Source organism: Deefgea chitinilytica (assembly GCF_016881405.1).
In the GTDB taxonomy this organism is placed as follows: Bacteria; Pseudomonadota; Gammaproteobacteria; order Burkholderiales; family Chitinibacteraceae; genus Deefgea; species Deefgea chitinilytica.
The window spans coordinates 120801-140176 of record NZ_WOFE01000004.1 but is presented as its reverse complement, the minus strand read 5'-3'; the positions used below and the strand labels follow the sequence as shown (position 1 = coordinate 140176).

General features: G+C 49.3%; 20 protein-coding genes. 12 read left to right on the top strand and 8 right to left on the bottom strand.

Translation table 11 applies throughout. The annotated features are described in order from the left end of the window. Window positions 1–24: 24 nt before the first annotated feature. Genes ispD through dnaQ form a run of 3 tightly spaced genes read right to left on the bottom strand, consistent with a single transcriptional unit; the run spans window position 25 to window position 2374 of the window. Window positions 25–729: a 2-C-methyl-D-erythritol 4-phosphate cytidylyltransferase gene (ispD, locus tag GM173_RS10700; protein WP_203571372.1), complete on the bottom strand. Its 705-nt coding sequence runs from the start codon at window positions 727–729 to the stop codon at window positions 25–27. Continuing rightward, window positions 726–1628 (bottom strand): hypothetical protein, encoded by a 903-nt coding sequence (locus GM173_RS10695; RefSeq protein WP_203571371.1) that lies wholly within the window; start codon window positions 1626–1628, stop codon window positions 726–728. Before GM173_RS10695 ends, ispD begins: the two co-directional genes overlap by 4 nt. A gap of 8 nt (window positions 1629–1636) precedes the next feature. Further along, window positions 1637–2374 carry a DNA polymerase III subunit epsilon gene (gene dnaQ / locus GM173_RS10690; protein ID WP_203571370.1) on the bottom strand — a complete coding sequence of 246 codons (738 nt, stop codon included), beginning with the start codon at window positions 2372–2374 and terminating at the stop codon, window positions 1637–1639. A 415-nt stretch (window positions 2375–2789) separates the two neighbouring features. Here dnaQ and GM173_RS10685 point away from each other — a divergent pair, with 415 nt between their 5' ends. Next, window positions 2790–3608, top strand: a complete 819-nt coding sequence (locus GM173_RS10685) for a DODA-type extradiol aromatic ring-opening family dioxygenase (protein ID WP_203571369.1) — start codon at window positions 2790–2792, stop codon at window positions 3606–3608. Between the two features lie 39 nt (window positions 3609–3647). Beyond that, complete coding sequence (locus GM173_RS10680; RefSeq protein WP_203571368.1) at window positions 3648–5903, top strand: ATP-binding protein; 2256 nt, start codon at window positions 3648–3650, stop codon at window positions 5901–5903. 69 nt (window positions 5904–5972) lie between these two features. Here GM173_RS10680 and rnhA read toward each other — a convergent pair whose 3' ends face one another. Continuing rightward, window positions 5973–6404, bottom strand: coding sequence for a ribonuclease HI (rnhA, locus tag GM173_RS10675; RefSeq protein ID WP_203571367.1), 432 nt, complete (start codon window positions 6402–6404; stop codon window positions 5973–5975). Window positions 6405–6429: 25 nt separating this feature from the next. Between rnhA and GM173_RS10670 the strand changes: the two genes are divergently transcribed. Continuing rightward, the gene (locus GM173_RS10670; protein ID WP_203571366.1) at window positions 6430–6723 is read left to right on the top strand and encodes a hypothetical protein; all 294 of its coding nucleotides are present in this window, start codon (window positions 6430–6432) and stop codon (window positions 6721–6723) included. A 52-nt stretch (window positions 6724–6775) separates the two neighbouring features. Here the strand turns inward: GM173_RS10670 and GM173_RS10665 are convergent, their stop codons facing one another. Then, window positions 6776–7510, bottom strand: coding sequence for a class I SAM-dependent methyltransferase (locus tag GM173_RS10665; protein ID WP_203571365.1), 735 nt, complete (start codon window positions 7508–7510; stop codon window positions 6776–6778). 29 nt (window positions 7511–7539) lie between these two features. On the opposite strand from GM173_RS10665, the gene gloB reads away from it, so the two are divergent. The 9 genes from gloB (at window position 7540) to GM173_RS10620 (ending at window position 17319) form a co-directional block, all read left to right on the top strand. Then, window positions 7540–8289: a hydroxyacylglutathione hydrolase gene (gene gloB / locus GM173_RS10660; RefSeq protein WP_203571364.1), complete on the top strand. Its 750-nt coding sequence runs from the start codon at window positions 7540–7542 to the stop codon at window positions 8287–8289. A gap of 89 nt (window positions 8290–8378) precedes the next feature. Further along, the gene (locus GM173_RS10655) at window positions 8379–9962 is read left to right on the top strand and encodes a LysM peptidoglycan-binding domain-containing protein (RefSeq protein WP_203571363.1); all 1584 of its coding nucleotides are present in this window, start codon (window positions 8379–8381) and stop codon (window positions 9960–9962) included. 143 nt (window positions 9963–10105) lie between these two features. Further along, complete coding sequence (locus GM173_RS10650; protein ID WP_203571362.1) at window positions 10106–10507, top strand: hypothetical protein; 402 nt, start codon at window positions 10106–10108, stop codon at window positions 10505–10507. A gap of 150 nt (window positions 10508–10657) precedes the next feature. Further along, window positions 10658–11452 carry a HesA/MoeB/ThiF family protein gene (locus tag GM173_RS10645; RefSeq protein ID WP_203571361.1) on the top strand — a complete coding sequence of 265 codons (795 nt, stop codon included), beginning with the start codon at window positions 10658–10660 and terminating at the stop codon, window positions 11450–11452. Then, window positions 11442–12455 carry a substrate-binding domain-containing protein gene (locus GM173_RS10640; RefSeq protein ID WP_203571360.1) on the top strand — a complete coding sequence of 338 codons (1014 nt, stop codon included), beginning with the start codon at window positions 11442–11444 and terminating at the stop codon, window positions 12453–12455. Before GM173_RS10645 ends, GM173_RS10640 begins: the two co-directional genes overlap by 11 nt. A 211-nt stretch (window positions 12456–12666) precedes the next feature. Continuing rightward, window positions 12667–13182, top strand: coding sequence for a gluconokinase (gntK, locus tag GM173_RS10635; protein WP_203571359.1), 516 nt, complete (start codon window positions 12667–12669; stop codon window positions 13180–13182). A 5-nt stretch (window positions 13183–13187) separates the two neighbouring features. Further along, complete coding sequence (gene gntU / locus GM173_RS10630; protein ID WP_203571358.1) at window positions 13188–14525, top strand: gluconate transporter; 1338 nt, start codon at window positions 13188–13190, stop codon at window positions 14523–14525. A gap of 182 nt (window positions 14526–14707) precedes the next feature. Then, a complete protein-coding gene (locus GM173_RS10625) occupies window positions 14708–15184 on the top strand; it encodes a putative pterin-binding protein (protein ID WP_203571357.1) in 477 nt (158 codons plus the stop codon). Window positions 15185–15192: 8 nt separating this feature from the next. Continuing rightward, on the top strand, window positions 15193–17319 hold the full coding sequence (locus GM173_RS10620; protein WP_203571356.1) for a hybrid sensor histidine kinase/response regulator: 2127 nt from the start codon (window positions 15193–15195) through the stop codon (window positions 17317–17319). Here the strand turns inward: GM173_RS10620 and GM173_RS10615 are convergent. From GM173_RS10615 to GM173_RS10605, 3 genes are all read right to left on the bottom strand, one after another. Then, window positions 17316–17810 (bottom strand): GNAT family N-acetyltransferase, encoded by a 495-nt coding sequence (locus GM173_RS10615; RefSeq protein ID WP_203571355.1) that lies wholly within the window; start codon window positions 17808–17810, stop codon window positions 17316–17318. The two genes, GM173_RS10620 and GM173_RS10615, sit on opposite strands and share 4 nt — an antisense overlap. Window positions 17811–17864: 54 nt before the next feature. Then, window positions 17865–18350: a YHS domain-containing (seleno)protein gene (locus GM173_RS10610; RefSeq protein ID WP_203571354.1), complete on the bottom strand. Its 486-nt coding sequence runs from the start codon at window positions 18348–18350 to the stop codon at window positions 17865–17867. 202 nt (window positions 18351–18552) lie between these two features. Beyond that, window positions 18553–19344 (bottom strand): ABC-2 family transporter protein, encoded by a 792-nt coding sequence (locus GM173_RS10605; protein ID WP_203571353.1) that lies wholly within the window; start codon window positions 19342–19344, stop codon window positions 18553–18555. Between the last annotated feature and the right edge of the window lie 32 nt (window positions 19345–19376).

Sequence of the window (19376 nt, the reverse complement as noted above, 5' to 3'; positions counted from 1 at the left end):
TTTAATTGGCGTTCTCCAAGCGAATTAAATCGCCCCACTTTTTAGCAGTAAGCCTGCCAAAATTAAATCCTGCGGATACGTCACTTTCAAATTCCACGGGCTGCCCATGATGAGTTTTGGCGATTTTCCCAAGCGTTCTAATGCACTGGCTTCATCGGTGATATCTGCCACATGTTCAGGTAACGCCGCTTGCAGCGCAGCAAGCAATGCTTGCTGACGGAACATTTGCGGCGTTTGCGCTTGCCACAATCCAGCGCGCGGCGTTGTGCGGGCGATGCTCTGCTCCTTGCTTGCAATCTTAAGGGTATCTGCGACTGGCACAGCTAAAATACCGCCTACTGCGTCATACTCCAACTGAGTAATCATTTCATCGACTTGCTGGCTACGCAAACAAGGCCGCGCCGCATCGTGCACCAATACCCATGCATCGGACTGCGGTAATGCCGCCAAGCCATTCATCACCGATTCTGCACGGCTGTCCCCGCCAACGCGCAGCACCAGCAGGCGTGCAAACGATGCGCCGAGTAAGGCTGGCCAGTCGTAGCTCTCCCACCATTCATCTGCTGGTGAAATCACCACGGCCACTTGCGCCAAGCGCGTTGCGCCCAACAAAGCGCACAGCGTGTGCGCAATCAGCGGTTGACCGAGCAAATCTAGATACTGTTTCGGCGTGGCGGATGCCATGCGGCTCCCGCTACCTGCAGCGGGCACCAAAGCAATCGCACTCATTTTGCATCGCCCTCCGCAGCTTCATCGACATCCAGTGCATTGTAAACTTCGAGGATTTCTATTTCTGGATGAGCCGCTTGCCATGCGTCAAGCACATCGGCAAGGGCCTGATCGTTGAGTGCCGCGAACCCCATTTGACGCTCGGGCTGCCATTCGCTGACAACATCCCCCTTTTGATCATGCTGCTCATGCGGAGTGCCTTCGCTGCAGGCTTTACACAATAAACGCAGATTGCTAGCCCAATCTTCAACAGCCAGCTCTAAGTTTTTTATTAATTTATCAAGGGTATGAACAGCTAGCTCATCAGGAATATTGGCTTCCAGCACATACGTCGAGTAGTTCGAGCGTTGCCAAAACTCAAGCCAATCAAACACTGGGACTTGTTGACCATTGAGTTCACGCGTGCCACGCGGCGCGCCGTCAATTAACACAATATCGTGATAACGCACCCCACAATCGGGCATCGGCACGCTGACAATCTGTGCGCGTGCCGGATCAAGGCGATTGGCCCACAGCACTTCAACCTGATCGCCTTGTGTAATTCTCACTGGAATTGAGCCAAGTTTTAAATCAGGAGCGAGGCCTGTACTGGCGTCCAAAGTAACACCGAAAAATTCCCACGCCAGCGCTGCAGTTGCCCAATCCGATAATGCAGTCGCAGCGATACCCAGATTCCACCACGCGGCTTCGTCTTCCGGATTCAATTCAGCGGCACGGCGGTTATAGCGCAGTGACTCGACCCAGCGGCTTTGATATTTATACAGCAGCGCCAAATCGTAGTTAGTCACCGCGTCTTGTTCATCAATCGCCAGCGCGGCCAAAAAATGCTGTTCGGCCAAGGCTTCGTCATCATCGTCCCACGCGGCGTGCGCAGCAGCTTTAAGTTCGCTGGTATTCATGCATACGCTCATTGTGGATTCGCCTCGTTCGTCGCTAGCGGCTCTAATTCGCGCCACACGCAAGCACCTTTGACCGTTTTATCCAAGGCATCGAGGTATTTCTGATGCAGCGCGAGTTCTTCAGGGCTGGCCTGCGTCACAATCAGCGGCTTGCCGCTACTGCGGCGTTCCAAATTACTGGCGTTTTCTTCGGCTGTTGGCGCAAAGTCGATCAATAAACTGTCTTGCCCGCGCGTCATCGCCATATAGACTTCGGCGAGCAATTCACAGTCGATCAAAGCGCCGTGCAAAGTTCGGCCTGAGCGATCGACTTCATAGCGATCACACAGCGCATCCAAACTATTGCGCTTACCCGGCCACAGGTCTTTGGCCATTTTCAGCGTATCGGTAATGCTATCGACGTAATCTTCAATTTTGCCGCGCCCGAGCCGACCCAGCTCCATATTCAGGTAGCCAACATCAAATGGCGCATTATGAATAATCAGCTCGCTGCCTTTCACAAAATCGAGAAACTCATCGACAATGGCGGCAAACTTAGGTTTATCGGCCAAAAATTCGGTCGTTAATCCGTGAACATTCAAAGCGCCCTCTTCCGAATCGCGCTCCGGGTTCACAAAGCGATGAAAATGGCGCTCTGGTTTGGATAATTTGCGATCGATCATTTCAACCGCCGCCACCTCGAGCAAGCGATTGCCGTCTTCAACACGCAAACCGGTCGTTTCAGTATCTAAAAAGATTTGGCGCATGCCAGTTCCCCACACAACAATGGGGCTATTGTAACTGATGTTCGCACCAGCCTGCGCCCAGCACGGGTAAATCCAAACTCAAAACCAGAGTCCACGAAAAACACGAAAGAAAGGCAAAAAAACGAAGCCGCTTAAATTTCTATGCCTGACAAGCTCATGGGAGCGGGCTTGCCCACGAAAGCATGGCCAATACAAAACAAAAATGAATCCATACTCAGCACCGTCGCGCGCAAGCTCAATCGAGCAAATTCAATGCATTGTCTTTTTTCGTTTTTGTCTTTTTTCTTGGACTCCCATTTTTACGTTTTTTCCTCAATAGGCCGCAATTCATTTTTTTTCGACAAGTCATTCAAATCATTTCGCCGCAGCATTTTGTGCAAAATCGTATGATTGAAAGCATCAAAAAGGATGACTTATGCCACGCACATTATTTATTAGTCATGGCGCACCAACGCTAGTGATTGACGATACTCCAGCCCACGATTTCCTGATTTCGCTCGGCCAAACCCAGCCACGCCCCAGGCTCATCGTGATGATTTCCGCGCACAATATTCAAACACACACCACGGTTGGTATCGCCCAACAATGGCGAGAATGGCACGACTTTGGTGGCTTTGCGCCTGAGCTATACGAAATGCAATATCGTCCGGAGGGCGATGCTGATTTTGCCCAGCGCCTAGCGCAGCAGCTCGCCAACGCAGGGCTCACTATCGCAGTCACCGATGATTCCGCGCTCGATCATGGCGCGTGGGTGCCGCTGAAACTGATGTACCCCAACGCCGATGTGCCGGTGATAACAATCTCATTGGCGCAAACTATGGATGTGGCTACCCATTGGGCTTTGGGTGAACGCTTAGCTGAAATTCTGCCGGATGATGTGTTACTGATTGGCTCGGGCAGTATCACGCACAATTTGCGCGATGCATTTAGCCGCATGCAAACGGGCAACACTAAATTTGAGATCGAACCGTATGCGTCTGAATTCATTGCTGCAACTTATTCAGCACTCGATACCTATAGCAAACAAGATTGGGAGCAGTGGCAAAACAGCCTGCCACACGCCCGCCGAGCTCACCCTACACCGGAGCATTTCTTACCCTTGCTGATCGCTCGTGCCGCAGCAGGCTCGCTCACCCATCCACAAGCAGCACATCAAAGCATTTCACTAGGCGTACTGGGCATGGATGTGATTGCTTTTGATACAAAAAATAAGAAAGAAACCGCCACAGATTAAGCTATAAATCTACAACAAGTCGGATAAACAGGAGGGGTCATGCACTCTGATTTGCAGCGACTAGCAAAAATCGCGCGCCAGCACCCTCGCATCGCACTCCGTCTTTATCAGCAAATCGAAAAATCGGCGAACCAGCAAAACGACTACGCACTGCAATTAGATGCGCTCTACCAACGCTACTTTACGCTGGAACGTATCGGCGAAGCCGCCAGCATCGAGGCTGAGCTCAAACTGGCGCTGACGATAGCGGAAGAACATACGCTCGCTTGGCAAGCGGGTCGACTGTTTGAAGCGCTAGGCCGGATTCACTACACCCGTAGTGAATATCGGGAGGCACTGCAATACTGGACTCGCTGCATTGATACCAGCTTACTGAGTGGCGATATCGCCTCAGGCATTGAAGCCAGAATTGGTCTGAGCCAAATTAGCAATGAATTGGGCGATCCGGGCCAAGGAACTCGCTACTTTAAAGATGCCGAACAACTCATCAATAAAATTGACAATCCCTATCTTGCCAGCAAGCTAGCCATCAATATCGGGGTCAATCATTTTTATTATCCTGACGAGCTAGAACAATCTGAAGCGCAGTTTTTACGCGGCTTGCACTACGCAACCTTGGGTAATATCAAAGAGTATATTGCAGAGTCGCACTGGCATTTGGGGCACATTTATCTAGAGCAAAACCGCCTCGACGCCGCCAAAAATAGCGTTCATATTGCGCTAAGCATGGCCGAAAAGTGTAGCTATCAATGGTTACGTGGCGTCTGCTATGACACATTGGCGCAGATTTTATTCAAACAACATGATTTTGCCGGCGCCCAAACTCACTGTGAAACAGCGCTTTCTTTCGCCAAAGAAAGCAATTCGTTATTACAACAAATTGAGCATTTACGCTTACTGATTGCCATTCACGAGCTCAATGGCAATTTAGTGCAAGCCATGCAATACGTGCATGAAATGCACGCAACCCAAGCGCAAATGAATCTACTCAGCGCACCTGACCGATTACAAGTACTAAAGAAATACGACTTAACGCAGAAATCTGTCAGCGAACAGTTGCTCGAACTCGCAGCCACCCCAGAAATTAATCTCGGTCAGCAAGCCTCATTGCAATTACTACTTAATGAAACAGCACGCATTTTGCAATTAGACTGGGTCGGCATATGGCAACTCAATACCCATACCATGAACTATGAGTGCAAAGCCCAATCGCATAGCAACTCGCCGATTCGCGGCATAATCAGCCAAGCAGAAACCCCCAAGTATCACCAATTTATTCAAAAAATCAGTCAGGCGGTGATTGCGCCCGATGCCCGATTTCACCCCGCTGCAAGTGAAATGCCCCTGGTATTTGGTGAACAAAAACCGCAATCTTGTCTCGACTTCCCCTTGCAAAGCCACAATCAGCCTGTGGGCATGGTGAGTTTCATGCAAATCAAGCAGAGCAATATCTGGCAGCGAGAGCAAATTCTGCATTGCAGCCATGTGGTGCATTTATTTGAACGAGTGTTTGCCAATACGGAACGAGACAAAATTCAAGCTGAGTTACAAAGAAATGAAAAAATGGCCTCGCTTGGACGACTTGTCGCCGGGATTGCCCACGAAATCAACACCCCAATTGGTATTGGCGTGACGGCCAGTAGCACTCTACGCAGTGAATTAGCACAAATCGCCAGCGCAATTGACAGCGGCAAACTCGGAAAAAACCGTTTGCTGAACTTTGTCAAAACAGCGATGGAAAATGTTTTAGTAACCGAGCGAAACTTACAACGCGCGGCCGAACTGGTGAAGAGCTTTAAAGAAATAGCCGTTGATCAAAATAGCGATGTCCGGCGCATCATTAACGTGAATGACTACTTGAATGAAATCTTGCTAAATTTATCCCCCAGCATCAAACATACACCGTATCGCTGGGTAGCCAAATGTGAGCCTTATATTCAGGCAGATACCTACCCTGGCAGCCTTTCACAAATCATTGTTAATTTAATCAATAACAGCCTATTACACGGTTTTGAAGGCCGCGTACATGGCCTGATGCAAATTGAATTAACACAGGGAGCGGCAGGAGAATTGATTTTAGATTATCGCGACGATGGCAATGGCATGGACGACCACACCCAAAAGCACATTTTTGATCCATTTTTCACGACCAAGATGGGGCGCGGCGGCAGCGGTTTGGGCATGAATATTGTTTATAACCTGATTACCCAACAGCTCAAAGGCAGCATTGAAATTCACAGTCAGCCTAATCAAGGTGTGCACTTTCATTGTGTTTTTCCAGTCCTACCCAACTAGGCGCTGTTGGCGTTTATTTTACGCATCGCGGCAAAACGATGTTCGAGGTGAAGCCACCGTCAACAAAGCCTAGCAGCCCAAAGACTCAACGCCGCGATTGGCCAATTGGTCGGCACGCTCATTACCGGGATTACCAGCATGGCCTTTCACCCAGCGCCATTGCACCGTGTGCCGTGCCACTTGTTCATCGAGCATTTTCCATAAATCTTCGTTTTTCACCGGCTGCTTGGCGGCGGTTTTCCAACCGTTTTTTTTCCAGCCGTGAATCCACGTTTCGATGCCATTTTTAACGTATTGTGAGTCGGTATGAATCGTCACTTCGCAGGAACGCGTCAAGGCCGCGAGCGCGGAAATAACACCGAGCAATTCCATCCGATTATTGGTCGTATGCGCTTCGCCGCCAAACAACTCTCTCTCGTGTTCGCCATATTTCAAATAAGCGCCCCAACCTCCCGGGCCCGGATTGCCTTTACAAGCACCATCAGTGTAAATTTCGACCATCTTTGATTCACTTTCGGATTAGATCATGCGCAAGATTGCGATGAAGATCAGTTGCGTTTTGGCGCTCAGTTTAACCGCTAGCCACAGTTTCGCGGCGACTTTTTGCCCGTGGAAAATCCCGAACGAGGCGAAAACAGAACGTTTTATTAATCTCACCGTGGTGCAATTTGTCGATTTGGGCGACGACGATGTCAAAATCGCCTTTGGCGGCGGTAATTTGGGCAGCGGCTACGATATTCGAATTTCAACTAAAAACCGTGAGGAAGGCAACAAAATCATCAAATCGATGCAGGACACCGCCAAGCAATGCGCAAAATAAAGGTATTGCTATATAGCCATTATTAAATAAAGACTAAAGAGCAATACCCTCTTCATTTGCAACGATCCTTGCCTGCTTGCTGCCGCATTTTCTCTACCACGACGGCCGCAGTTGGATTCACCGCAACGCTGCGCCAATGCGGCTCGATCACATGCATGCCACAGACTCGCTTAACAGCTTCAAGACAATAAACGCCGCCGCCCGCAGGCCATAAACGATCACCGGCTTGATCAAAAAAGCGACTTTTTTCTAACCACCCCGCCCGCTGAATCGGTGGCCGATAGCACAAATGTTCATCATGCACGGCTTGTAAATCCAGCTCGGTGAGCCAATCTCTTAATTTTGGCAAGGCCACAAAATTGCCTTTCCACGGCATATCTTGATTCGGTTTTAGGCGGCGCAAGCCCCATAAACTCCATGGGTTAAACCCAGTAATCAGTAAGCGACCTTCCGGGCGCAACACGCGTTGACATTCACGCAAAACTGCGTGCGGATCAGGAGAAAAGTCCAGCACGTGCGGTAGCGCGATCAGATCAAGGCTTTGCGCATCAAAAGGTAATTCATGCGCAGCGCATTTGAGTTGTGTGCCGGCGGCTTCTCCCGCTTGCAGGCGCCATGGCATCCGATTGCTACGCAAGCAATCGATTTGTGGCAATTCCAGTTGGATGGCTTTGTAGCCAAATAGATCAACCGCTGCGCGTTCAAACCACGCAGCTTCGCTCAATGCGACATATCGCCCTAGCGGAGTCGCCAGCCAAGCGGCAAAATGGTCAAACTCAGCATTCATGACAGTGGCTCACAGGATTTTTATCGCATATGCTCAAAATTAGCTGCCTTCCTATTTTTACTGATAATTATATCTGGCTACTGCAAAACGATCAGCAGGTCATCGCGGTCGATCCGGGCGATGCTGCGCCACTCAAAACTTGGCTCGCTGCGCACCAGTGCGAACTCTCAGGCATCCTCATCACGCATCACCATCACGATCATACGGATGGGCTGGCTGAATTAGCCCGGCCAGACCTTCCTATTTATGGACCGGCAGGGATTAAATACGTGAACCATGTATTGGCAGGCGGTGAAACCATCACCCTGCTGGATACCACGTTTCAAGTCATCGCCACCCCCGGTCATACGCTTGATCACCTTAGCTACTTTGGTGCTGGCGCGCTATTTTGCGGTGACACCTTGTTTGCCGGTGGTTGCGGCCGACTATTTGAAGGCAGCCATGAACAACTATTTCATAGTTTACAGCGCCTTGCCGCCTTACCGCCTCAAACTTGGGTCTGCTGTACCCACGAATATACGCTGAGCAATTTACGTTTTGCGCTAGCGGTAGATCCTACACATGCGGACACTCTAAAACGTCAGTCCATTGAAAGTGAAAAACGTTCCCGAAACCAGCCCACTTTGCCCAGCACTATTGCGCTCGAACAGGCGACCAATCCCTACTTGCGCGTCGATGATGCCGCGTTTGCGTCAGCTATAGCGCAGCAAACTGGCTGTAGAAACACCGCTTTAGATTGCTTCACTGCATTAAGGCGCTGGAAAGATACTTTCCGTTAATCAAATAATCGCTGCTAACGCGTTGACACAGCATGAAAGCGAGCTTTAGTATCGGCAGATTCAGATTATCACTCAATGGGACACGGCTCATGAAGCTACGACTGCCTGCGCTCATCTTATCCGCTTGTTTATCCGCTTCAGTATCGGCAGCAGACCCTGCCAAGATCCGCCTCGATTACAATCTGAGCATTCCTTCAGGTCAGCTCGATGGCGACACCGCCAAAGTAATGGATGCCTTATTTGGTAATGTGATTACCGCCCCCATGGAAAAAGATCTGTGGATGCGCGTTCGCAAAGGCTTTGCAATTCCCGATATTGATAGCCCATTAGTTAGCAAATGGGAAAATTACTACGCCAGCCGCCCTGATTATCTGAATCGAATTATCAATCGCAGCACGCCTTATCTGCATTTTGTCGTGGAAGAAGTCGAAAAACGCGGCATGCCGATGGAGTTCGCGCTGCTACCGATGATTGAATCGGCCTATAATCCACGCGCCGAATCGCACGCCAAAGCTGCGGGCATGTGGCAATTTATTCCCGACACGGGCAAACGCTATGGTTTAGAACGCACTTGGTGGTACGACGGTCGTCGCGATGTGGTAGCGGCAACCGGCGCCGCGCTGTCTTATTTGCAAGATATTCACGGCATGTTTGATGACTGGCAATTGGCTTTGGCTTCGTACAATTGGGGCGAAAACGCCGTTAAACGCGCCGTCGCCAAAAATGAAGCCGCGGGTCTACCGACCAGCTACGTCGATCTAAAAATGCCAGACGAAACGCGCAATTACGTTCCCAAATTGCTCGCCATCCGCAATATCATCGCCGACCCCGAAGCCTATGGCGTGACCTTAACGCCAGTGAATAATCAAGCCTACTTCACAACACTGCAAACCGGTAAACACATGGATGTATCGGTGGCGGCCAAGTTAGCTGAAATTAGCGTTGATGAATTACTTCGTTTGAATCCTGGCTTTATTCGCCCGGTGATCGCGCACAAAGACGACCGCCACATGGTCTTGCCCATCAGCAAAAAAGCAACCTTCGAGCGCAATTTGGCACAGTACAACGAACCATTACTCAATTGGCAACCGTATGTGACCAAACCCGGCGAGCGCTTTGATGAGCTGGCCGATACCTTTGGTATTGCCCCGGCGGAGCTACGCGATATTAATGACATTGGCAACAAAGACACCATCGCACGCGGGCAAACGATTTTGGTGCCTAAAGTACCAGGTTTAGATATTTCCGAGCGTCAAACCCTGCTCGCACTGCATAAAAACCGCGAATCCGACAGCATTGATACTGGCGCCAATGACGCACCGAAAGCGCAACCCACCCTCGCCAAATCTAGCACCGCGGGCGAGCACAAAGTGGCCAAAGGCGATACGCTGTTTAATATCGCCAACCGCTACGGACTCACTGTCGCGCAACTCAAAGCAATCAACGGTCAAAAATCAAATCACTTGGCCCTTGGTGAAACCTTAACTATTCCGGGTAAAGCTATTGCCAAAAATGGCAAAAAACCCGTCGCCACCAAATACGTAGCGAAGCGCGGTGATACTTATAGCCAGATTGCCAAGAAATACGACGTCGACCTTGATGACCTTAAAAAATGGAATCGGCAAACCTTGGTGCCGGGCATGAAAGTAGTGGTTTATCAACCCAATAGCTAATAAGTTGTCATCCACAAAGCCGCAGCTTAAACGCTGCGGTTTTTTTATGTCTGCTCGCTACAAAAAACCTGAGTGCCGACGTGCATTTTGCAAAAAAAAAGCCTAATCTATACCAACGATAAGACTTATCGATAGGCTCAATCATGAAATCTCATTCTGACCTCAAACTACAGCATCGCGATATCGTATTTAGCGCACTACCGACTGATCAAGCGGTGCAAGCTGCGCGTTTACTTGGGCGTATTGTCGGGGTGACGGTGCAAGCGTATCCGAGCGAGCATCGAGTTTCGGTGCAATATAGCGTCAGCGAGCACACCCTGCTCAAGCTCGAAACCATCTTGATGGATGCAGGCTTTCATCTTGACAATCATATCCTGCAAAAAATCAAACGCGCGCTAGCTCACTACTGTGAAGAAGTGCAATGCGACAATCTAAATATCCCAGAGCACAATATCAAAAGCCGCGACGTATATGCAAAAGTATGGGAAAAGCATCCACACGGTGATCATGATGAAACGCCAGAAGAGCTCCGCCGGTATCTTTAGCACACGGTATACCCATGCAACCATTATTGATCAAGTCCTATATCAATATACCCATTCATACCGATTTTTCACTTTGCTCTGACAATACACAAGCCTTTGGCACACGCCAGCGCGCTATAATGAGTGCTTCTTTGTTTTGGTGTTGACGCCATGACGTTCTGCCCTACCCGAACGGCTCAAATTGACCTCGATGACGCCGCACTGCTGCGCTATAGCCGCCATGTCTTACTCGACGAAATTGGCATTGAAGGCCAAACCGCACTCTGCAATGCCCATGTACTTATTATTGGTGCGGGCGGATTAGGTTCTCCGGTGGCGCTGTATTTAGCCAGCGCTGGGATTGGCACATTGACAATTGTCGACGATGACGCGGTAGATTTGACCAATCTGCAACGACAAATTGTGCATACTGAAAATCGAGTCGGCCAAAACAAAGCGCAATCGGCAGCACTCACTTTGCAACAACTCAATAGCCAAATTGAAGTCCGCCCCTTCGCCGAACGCGCCAGTGGCGAGCGTTTGCTCGAGCTCGTCAGTGCCGCCGATGTCGTCGTCGATTGCTGTGATAATTTCGCCACCCGCCATACGGTCAACCGCGCCTGTGTTGTCAGTAAAACACCGTTGGTCTCGGGCGCGGCAGTACGTTTTGATGGACAACTGAGCGTGTTCGATAGCCGTATTGCTGGCGCGCCGTGCTATCACTGCCTATTTGACGAAGAAGGCGAGGCCAACGACGGGCCATGTGCAACTTTTGGCGTCTTTGCGCCCTTGGTCGGAATTATTGGCGCAGCCCAAGCGGCGGAAACACTTAAAGTGATTATGGGAATGGGTGAAACCTTAATTGGTCGCTTGCAACTCTTTGATGCACGCAGCTCACGCTGGCGTGAAATGAAATACAAACAAGACCCACACTGCCCTGTCTGCGGCAACGTACATGCTCGATAAACCCCGCCGCCCTTCGCTACAAGACGTCGCCGACCAAGTCGGCACGTCAAAAATGACCATCAGTCGTTATCTGCGCTCGCCCGAGTTAGTCGCACCTGCAACCGCAGCCAAAATTGCCGAAGTGATGCAAGCGCTGGGCTATATTCCCAGCCGTGTGCCAGCGATGCTATCTAATTCGCGCAGTCGTGCAATTGGCGTATTACTGCCTTCGATGTCGAACCAAGTGTTCTCCGCAGTGGCGCAAGGCATCGAGCAAGTCAGCACGCCAGCCGGTTATCACACGCTGTATGGCCATTACGGCTATGAACCAGAGCGCGAAGAGCAGCAAATCGAACAGCTGCTTTCATTTCATATCGATGGGCTACTGTTATCCGAATCGAACCACACTGCACGAACTTTGCAAATGCTAGAAGTCGCGGCAATTCCCGTCGTTGAAATGATGGATTTACCCGCGCACCCCATCGATTTAGCCGTTGGCATGGATCACCAAGCCGCCGCCATGGCGATGGTCAATGCGATGCTCGATCAGGGCTGCAAAGAAATGGTGTATTTAGCCGCCCGAATGGATACTCGCACTCAATTGCGTGAAGCGGGTCTTCGCGCAGCACTGGCAGCGCGCAATCTGCCAGCGCACATCGTACAAACCAGTGCCTCATCCAGTTTTACCTTAGGTGGTGAACTGATGCGACAAGCACTCGCCGAGCGCCCTTCGCTCGACGGCGTATTTTGTACCAATGACGATATTGCTGCCGGCGCCCTATTGGCGCTACAAAGCATAGGCAAACGCGTTCCCAACGACGTGCGTATTGCCGGAGTTAACCATTTAGACATTGGTCTAGCCTTACAACCGCAGCTCGCCAGCATCGTTACGCCACGCGAAGCGATTGGTCGCTGCGCTGCTGAGCGCTTAATCGGCAGCATTAATGGACACATTTATCCTGATCGGACACTGGATTTAGGCTTTCATTTATTTATGGGCCAGAGTGTGATGGCAAGGCCGTAATACTCCCCCATCGTATAGCGCTGTAGCACAGCTGCGATCGATTACAGCTCCATATACATTTCGTAGTTAATATTTACCGCACTACATAAGTAGTATCCCCAAGCCAAAATCAGCGCTAAACCCTTGTTTAACCTTGAGCTAACGCAAAAGTGTAGGCAATATGTTACTGGTAACATGTTACTCGTAACATATTCAAGAATGGAGTCGAAAAATGGCAAATACAAAAATATTCGTATTAATGGGTGTATCAGGCTGTGGCAAATCAGCGGTCGCAACACAATTGGCACAAAAACTAGGCGCCGCATTTCTAGACGGCGATTTTTTACACCCCAGAGCCAATATCGAGAAAATGGCTTCTGGGCAGCCGCTGAATGATGATGACCGCGCACCGTGGCTCGCCGCCATCAATGACGCGGCTTTCGCGATGCAACGCGCCAATCCGGTCTCGTTAATTGTGTGTTCTGCGCTGAAAAAAGCCTACCGAGATCGTTTACGTCAGGGTAATCCGAATCTGGCCTTTCTATTTTTAAAGGGTGACTTTGATCTGATTGAACAACGCCTGATTGCACGGCAAGGTCATTTCCAAAAAAGCGGGATGCTGGCCTCACAATTTGCCGCGCTCGAAGTACCAGGCGCCGACGAAAACGATGTGATTGAAATCGACATCGCCCAGCCGCTTGACGCAGTCATCGAGCAAGCCTACCAAGCCATTTTGACGCGGGAGTAATGATCATGGAAACGCTCACACTGATTTTCACCGCGCTAGGCTCGGTGCTATTACTGCTGTTTTTAGTGATGAAGGCACGTTTACACGCTTTTGTTGCATTGATGATGGTGTCGATTGGCGCCGGTATTTTCTCTGGCATGCCCATCGATAAAATCGCCGACACCATGCAAAAAGGCATGGGCGGCACGCTAGGGTTCTTGGCGATTGTCGTCGCCTTGGGCGCGATGTTTGGCAAAATTTTGCATGAAACGGGCGCGCTCGATCAAATCGCCGTCAAATTACTCGACAAATTTGGCCACAGCCGCGCGAACTACGCATTGGGGATTGCTGGCCTCATTTGTACGCTACCGCTGTTTTTTGATGTGGCGATTGTGTTGCTGATTGGCGTGGTCTTTGCGGTGGCACGTCGCACGGGTGGCAATGTGATCAAACTGGCGATTCCTTTATTTGCTGGTGTTGCTGCTTCTGCGGCATTTTTGCTGCCGGGTCCAACCGCGATGTTGTTGGCGTCGCAAATGAATGCTGATTTTGGCTGGATGATCTTGCTTGGCTTAGCGGCTGCGATCCCAGGAATGATCTTGGCTGGACCAATTTATGGCAATTTCATTAGCAAGCATGTGCACTTGGCCTTGCCAAGCGACGTGAGTGAGCCAACCCTAGGGCAAAATCAAATGCCTTCGTTTGGTTTTAGCTTGTCGCTGATTTTGTTCCCACTCTTACTGGTTGGCCTGAAAACCATCGTCGCCCGCTTGATCGACCCAAGCAGCACAATGTTTCAATGGCTACAACTGATCGGTCACCCATTCACAGCGATTTTGCTGGCTTGCTTACTTGCCATCTATGGGCTCGCCATCCCACGCGGCATGAGTAAAGAAAAAGTCATGGAAATCTGCAGTGCAGCGCTACAACCAGCGGGGATTATTTTGCTGGTGACAGGAGCGGGCGGTGTGTTTAAGCAGGTACTGGTTGACTCCGGCGTTGGCCCAGCACTGGGTAATGCGCTGATTAGCGCGGGTTTACCGATTGCGATTGCGTGTTTTGTACTCGCCGCAGCAGTACGCGTGATTCAAGGTTCGGCAACGGTCGCTTGCTTAACCACGGTGGGTTTGGTGTTGCCAGTAATTGAATTAGCTGGATTTTCTGGCGCACAACTGGCTGCCTTATCGATTTGTATTGCTGGCGGCTCAATTGTGCTCAGCCATGTGAATGACTCTGGCTTTTGGCTATTTGGTAAGTTCACTGGCGCCAATGAAATGCAAACCTTAAAAACCTGGTCGGTCATGGAGACCATTTTAGGAACGACTGGCGCAACAGTGGGGATGATTGCGTTTTCTATTCTTTAATTGAGTGAGACCGCTAAAGATGCCCTAGAGTCTGTTGGCACTAAGCTGCCAGCAGCGCTGGGGCATATTTACATGCAAAACTTACCGATTATCTGCCCTGCCTTATCGATGAACGGTAATTCATCACAATATCATGATATTCACGTTACAATTTAAAGCTCAAATTTCAACCGAGTACGAGCATGCTACGCACCTTGCTATTGAGTTTTTGTTTTGCAACGTTCAGTGCGTTTGCGTCAGCAGAAGTGAGCGAAAAAATCATTCTCACTGTAACAGGAAAACCCGCTAGCAATACGATTCAGTTCAGTGATGCTGCGCTAGCCAAGTTGCCACAAAAAAGCATGACCGTCCAAACTCCATGGTATCCAGCGCCGAAGAAATTTGAGGGCCCCCTGCTGCGCGATGTCTTGAAATTGGCGGGCATTCACTCTGGGCAAATTCGGCTCATTGCACTCAACGACTATACGATTAGCATCCCTGTCAGCGATGCATTTGAATACGATGTCATCATCGCACGCCAACTCGATGGCAAGCCGATGTCGGTTCGCGAAAAAGGCCCACTGTTTATTGTGTACCCTTTTCATGAGCACGAAGAATTACGAAAAACCGATTACTACCGTCGCTGTAGCTGGCAATTGCGCAGTATCACCGCGGAATAAAGCTGCGCATGACTCGATTTAGAATCATCTTTGCAGCGATTTGCATCATCTTACTTAGCAATTTTAGTGTGATGGTGCATTTTGAATTCAAACAGAAAAAAGCGCTTAACTATGCCAGTGAAACGGGCATCGATAATCAGTTATGGCAATTTTTTCAATTGAATAATGAATACCAGCGTCTTCGCGAAGTCGTACAGCATGGCAATCCAACCGAGTTAGAACCCATCTTGCTGCGGTTTGATATTTTTTACAGCCGAATTCATAGTTTTGCCGTAGGGGAAATCGAGGCTGCGCCCTTATTTCAACATCCCAACTTAACCAAACCGATTATGGCGCCGTTGATACGCTACATTCACGAGAGCGCCAAAATATTAGAAAAAAATCCTATTTCGTCTGAGGACTGGCAAAAGTTCAAACAAGCTACGATTGCGCTCGAGCCTCAAGTGAATCTCTTAATTCAAGAGGCTCGTACCCATGATGCGAACGAGATTGACGAAAATCGAAAAGATATTCGCCACTGGGGGGAATTAAGGGTTATTTTGGCAACACTGCAAATGTTGCTATTGTTTATTTCTGCTGCACTGGGTTTATATGCGTTGTGGCGCTCAGAAAAAAGCCGCCAGACACTCGCAGATACGGCGATCTCGTTACAAGAAGCACGCCAACAAGCAGAAGTCGCCAACGAAGCGAAAAGCCGATTTTTGGCACATATTAGCCACGAAATACGCACGCCACTTACCTCCATTCTGGGCTATACCGATCGACTATCTCGCAAACCACTCGGCCCTGAAGAACGGCGGGAAGTGAGTCATATCGCTAAAAGTGGTGCTCATTTATTGCGACTATTAAACAATGTCCTTGATCTATCTAAAGCCGATCAAAACAAGCTCTGCCTAGTGAACGAAACGCTCAACTTCAAACAATTTAAGCAAGAGCTTGAAACCATGTTTGAAATGATGGCGCAAGCCAAAGCGATCGATTTCAGCATTCATCTCGCGGCCGAATTACCCGACAACGTCATACTAGATGCAGGTAAATTTCGGCAAATCATGATTAATTTGATTAGCAATAGCCTGAAATTCACGCAAGCAGGTAAAGTCAGCGTCATTTTTTATGCAGAAGCACACACGAATTATTACCAAATCTACGCAACAGTGTGTGATACAGGATGTGGGATTAAAGCCCAAGATCAAGCACGGATTTTTTCTCCATTTGAGCAAGGCGAATCAGGTCAACTCGCGGGTGGAACGGGCTTAGGACTAGCTCTCAGTCGCGACTACGCGCGCTTAATGCATGGTGATATTCAATTTACCAGCCAAGAGCATATTGGCAGTGAATTCATCGTTAATGTGCAAGCACAAAGCGCCCCAGAGCTTGCCGATTCGACAACAAAAACAAACTCTGACCACATCGCGCATCCCAAATCACTCAGCAATCAATTGATTTTGGTCGTTGAAGATCAAGCCATCAATCGTGAAATGATTTGTGAAATACTGCACGACTTTGGCGCAAAAACACTAGAAGCGGCCAATGGGCTCGAAGGAATAGCTCAAGCGCAACACAATCCTGAAATTACTGCGATCATCATGGATTACCAGATGCCAGAAATGAACGGAATGGATGCGGCGGTTCGCCTACGTGAAAACGGCTGGAATCAGCCTATCTACCTCGTTTCTGCTAGCCCACTCTCAGAGTTACAAACGAAACCCGAGTTTCGCGCTTTCACGGGGCATTTGCACAAGCCCTTTACAATCGATGAAATCGTTGCCTTATTAAACCCCGATGCTAAAACACCAGCGCCATCACCGATAAGCGAATCCCAACTTATTCTGAATGCAGAAAACGCCATGCAACGCTTAGGTTTCTCAGCCGAGCGATTTTGGCCTTTATGCCAAAAAGGGCTGCTACGAATCGAGGAATTAGAAGAAAAATTTACCCAAGCATACAGCGAAGGCCACCAAGAAGACGCTATCCGTCACGCCCATAGTGCCAAAGGAATTGCGCTCCAAATTGGTGCCGAATTGCTCGCCGAGCGCTGGGCGCAATTAGAATCCTCGCCCGACGCTTTGCCAGTAGCGCAATTACGTGAATTACGCCAAGCGACCCAACAAGCACTAGCCACTCAATCGGTCTAAACTCGTAAACCAAAAATGAGTAAATCGCGCTCGATGCCATCCAGCTCAGCGACGCAGGGTAAATGCCCCCATCGGGCAAAGCCAAATCGCTCAAACAGTTTTACACTAGGGGTATTATGCCCAAAAACAAAGCCGAGCAAAGTATGCAGAGCAATACTAGGAGCAAAATCAATCGCTGATTGAAGTAGAAATTGCCCAAGCCCTTGCCCTCGCACCGACTCAGCCAGATAAATACTCACTTCAGCAGTACCTTGATAAGCCGGACGGCCATAGAAACTGGAAAAAGACAGCCAGCCGACGATAACACCAGCCTGCTCAACCACCCACAAAGGGCGATCTGGGCGCTGATGCGCAGCAAACCAAGCTTGTCGGCTATCAAGCGAAACAGGTTCGGTATCTGCCGTGACCTGCCGAGAGGCAATGGTACTGTTATAAATCGCAACGATCTGGGGTAAATCTGCTGCGTTTGCTAATCGATATTGCCATTGCATGGTGTCGATGCCAATCAATTTATATGCAATAAATGATTGGCATCACGCTGCGAATTACAAGCCTTTGGGGGCAATATTCTTGATGGTGTTCCAGCTTACTGTCGCCGCTTTTAGATTGCCAGAAACATCAACCAACCAATTTTTTTGTACGTCTTTGTTTTGCAAAACGAACAAATAACCATCGACAATCCGCCATGCCGTTGGGTCGCTATCGATTTTTTTATCTTTTGCTACGCCCATCGCGCAGAAACCACCAAATCTTGGTGCGTATTGCGATGGATTGGCTTTGAACTTCGCCAAATTTTCAGCCGATGCAAACCAGTACGTCGCGCCGTCGAAAACAAATTTATTCGATTCGCTCCCCATCACTGGCCCTTTACCACTGAAATAAGAAATCGGATCAAAGCCGCGTAAAGCCACTCCTTTCTCGTTGACATTCACAGGGCGGCTTGAATTAGCGTCAAAAGCCAATACCGATACTGGTGCAGCAACGAACAATGTAGCGGCAATAACACAAGAGCGAACAACTGGGCTAAACATGACAAATCCTTATGATTTTGCTTGCAATAAAACTTACGGCGGATATTAGGCCAGAGAGCATAAAGCAGCGTCAAATTTTACAATTGCAACATTGCAAAAATCATACGTATCAAGTCTTTTCAATTAGCAATACCACTGATGTAACATTGCATCATTGATTTTTAGTCGCTTTTTCTTTGCGAATAACAATTCTTTACAAAACTTAACCTCCGGCACCTGCGTAGTGTCGCATCCCAGCGCGCCACATCCAGTTCAAGCCAGCAACGCAGACACCTGCCAACAGCGCCATCCCCAGCAACGTCAATGGCAAACTTGCATCACGTAGTAAGGCTTTGCTCGGCCACCAAACAGTTCCTGCCAAAGGCAGGGCCATAAAAATCATCGTGGCCAGCTTGGGAAACAAATCCAAAGGATAGCGCGACATATCCACCAATTTCCCCGTGGTCATAAACACCGGATGCGACTCCCCCAACCAAAAGCAAGTCGACAAGGCCGCCAGATTAATCACCCACAGCACCAGCGCCGACAAAGGCATCAACAGCACAAATCCCACGTAAAACCTCGGCTCATGCAATAGCGGGCTACCCCACAGACCAAATAGGCAGTAAGCCAAACCAATCAGCAACACGATAAATCCTTGCGGGTGAAAGCGCTCTAAAGCCAGCAGCAACAAAGGATTGGCCGGACGCGTATAAAAACGCAAAAATGCGCCAGTTTTCAGCCAATGTTCCAACCAAAACATACTGTTGTAGCAGGCGCTTTGTGGCGCAAAAATGCAAAACATAAAGCCCTGCATAAAAATCAATTCACCACGATGCCAGCCCGCAATCGTGCCTGTCGCGCCGAGCATGAAATACAAAGTGGCAGCGGTCGAGAGCGACGTAACCGCAACGCCCAAAATAATCAGCGCAAAATCGGCCCGATTTTCCAAGCGTGCGCGCGCTTCTGATCCCACCATGCGCCGATACGCGCGCCAAAATGGACTAAGTTGCATAACAATACCTTTTAACAATTTGTCCACGAAAA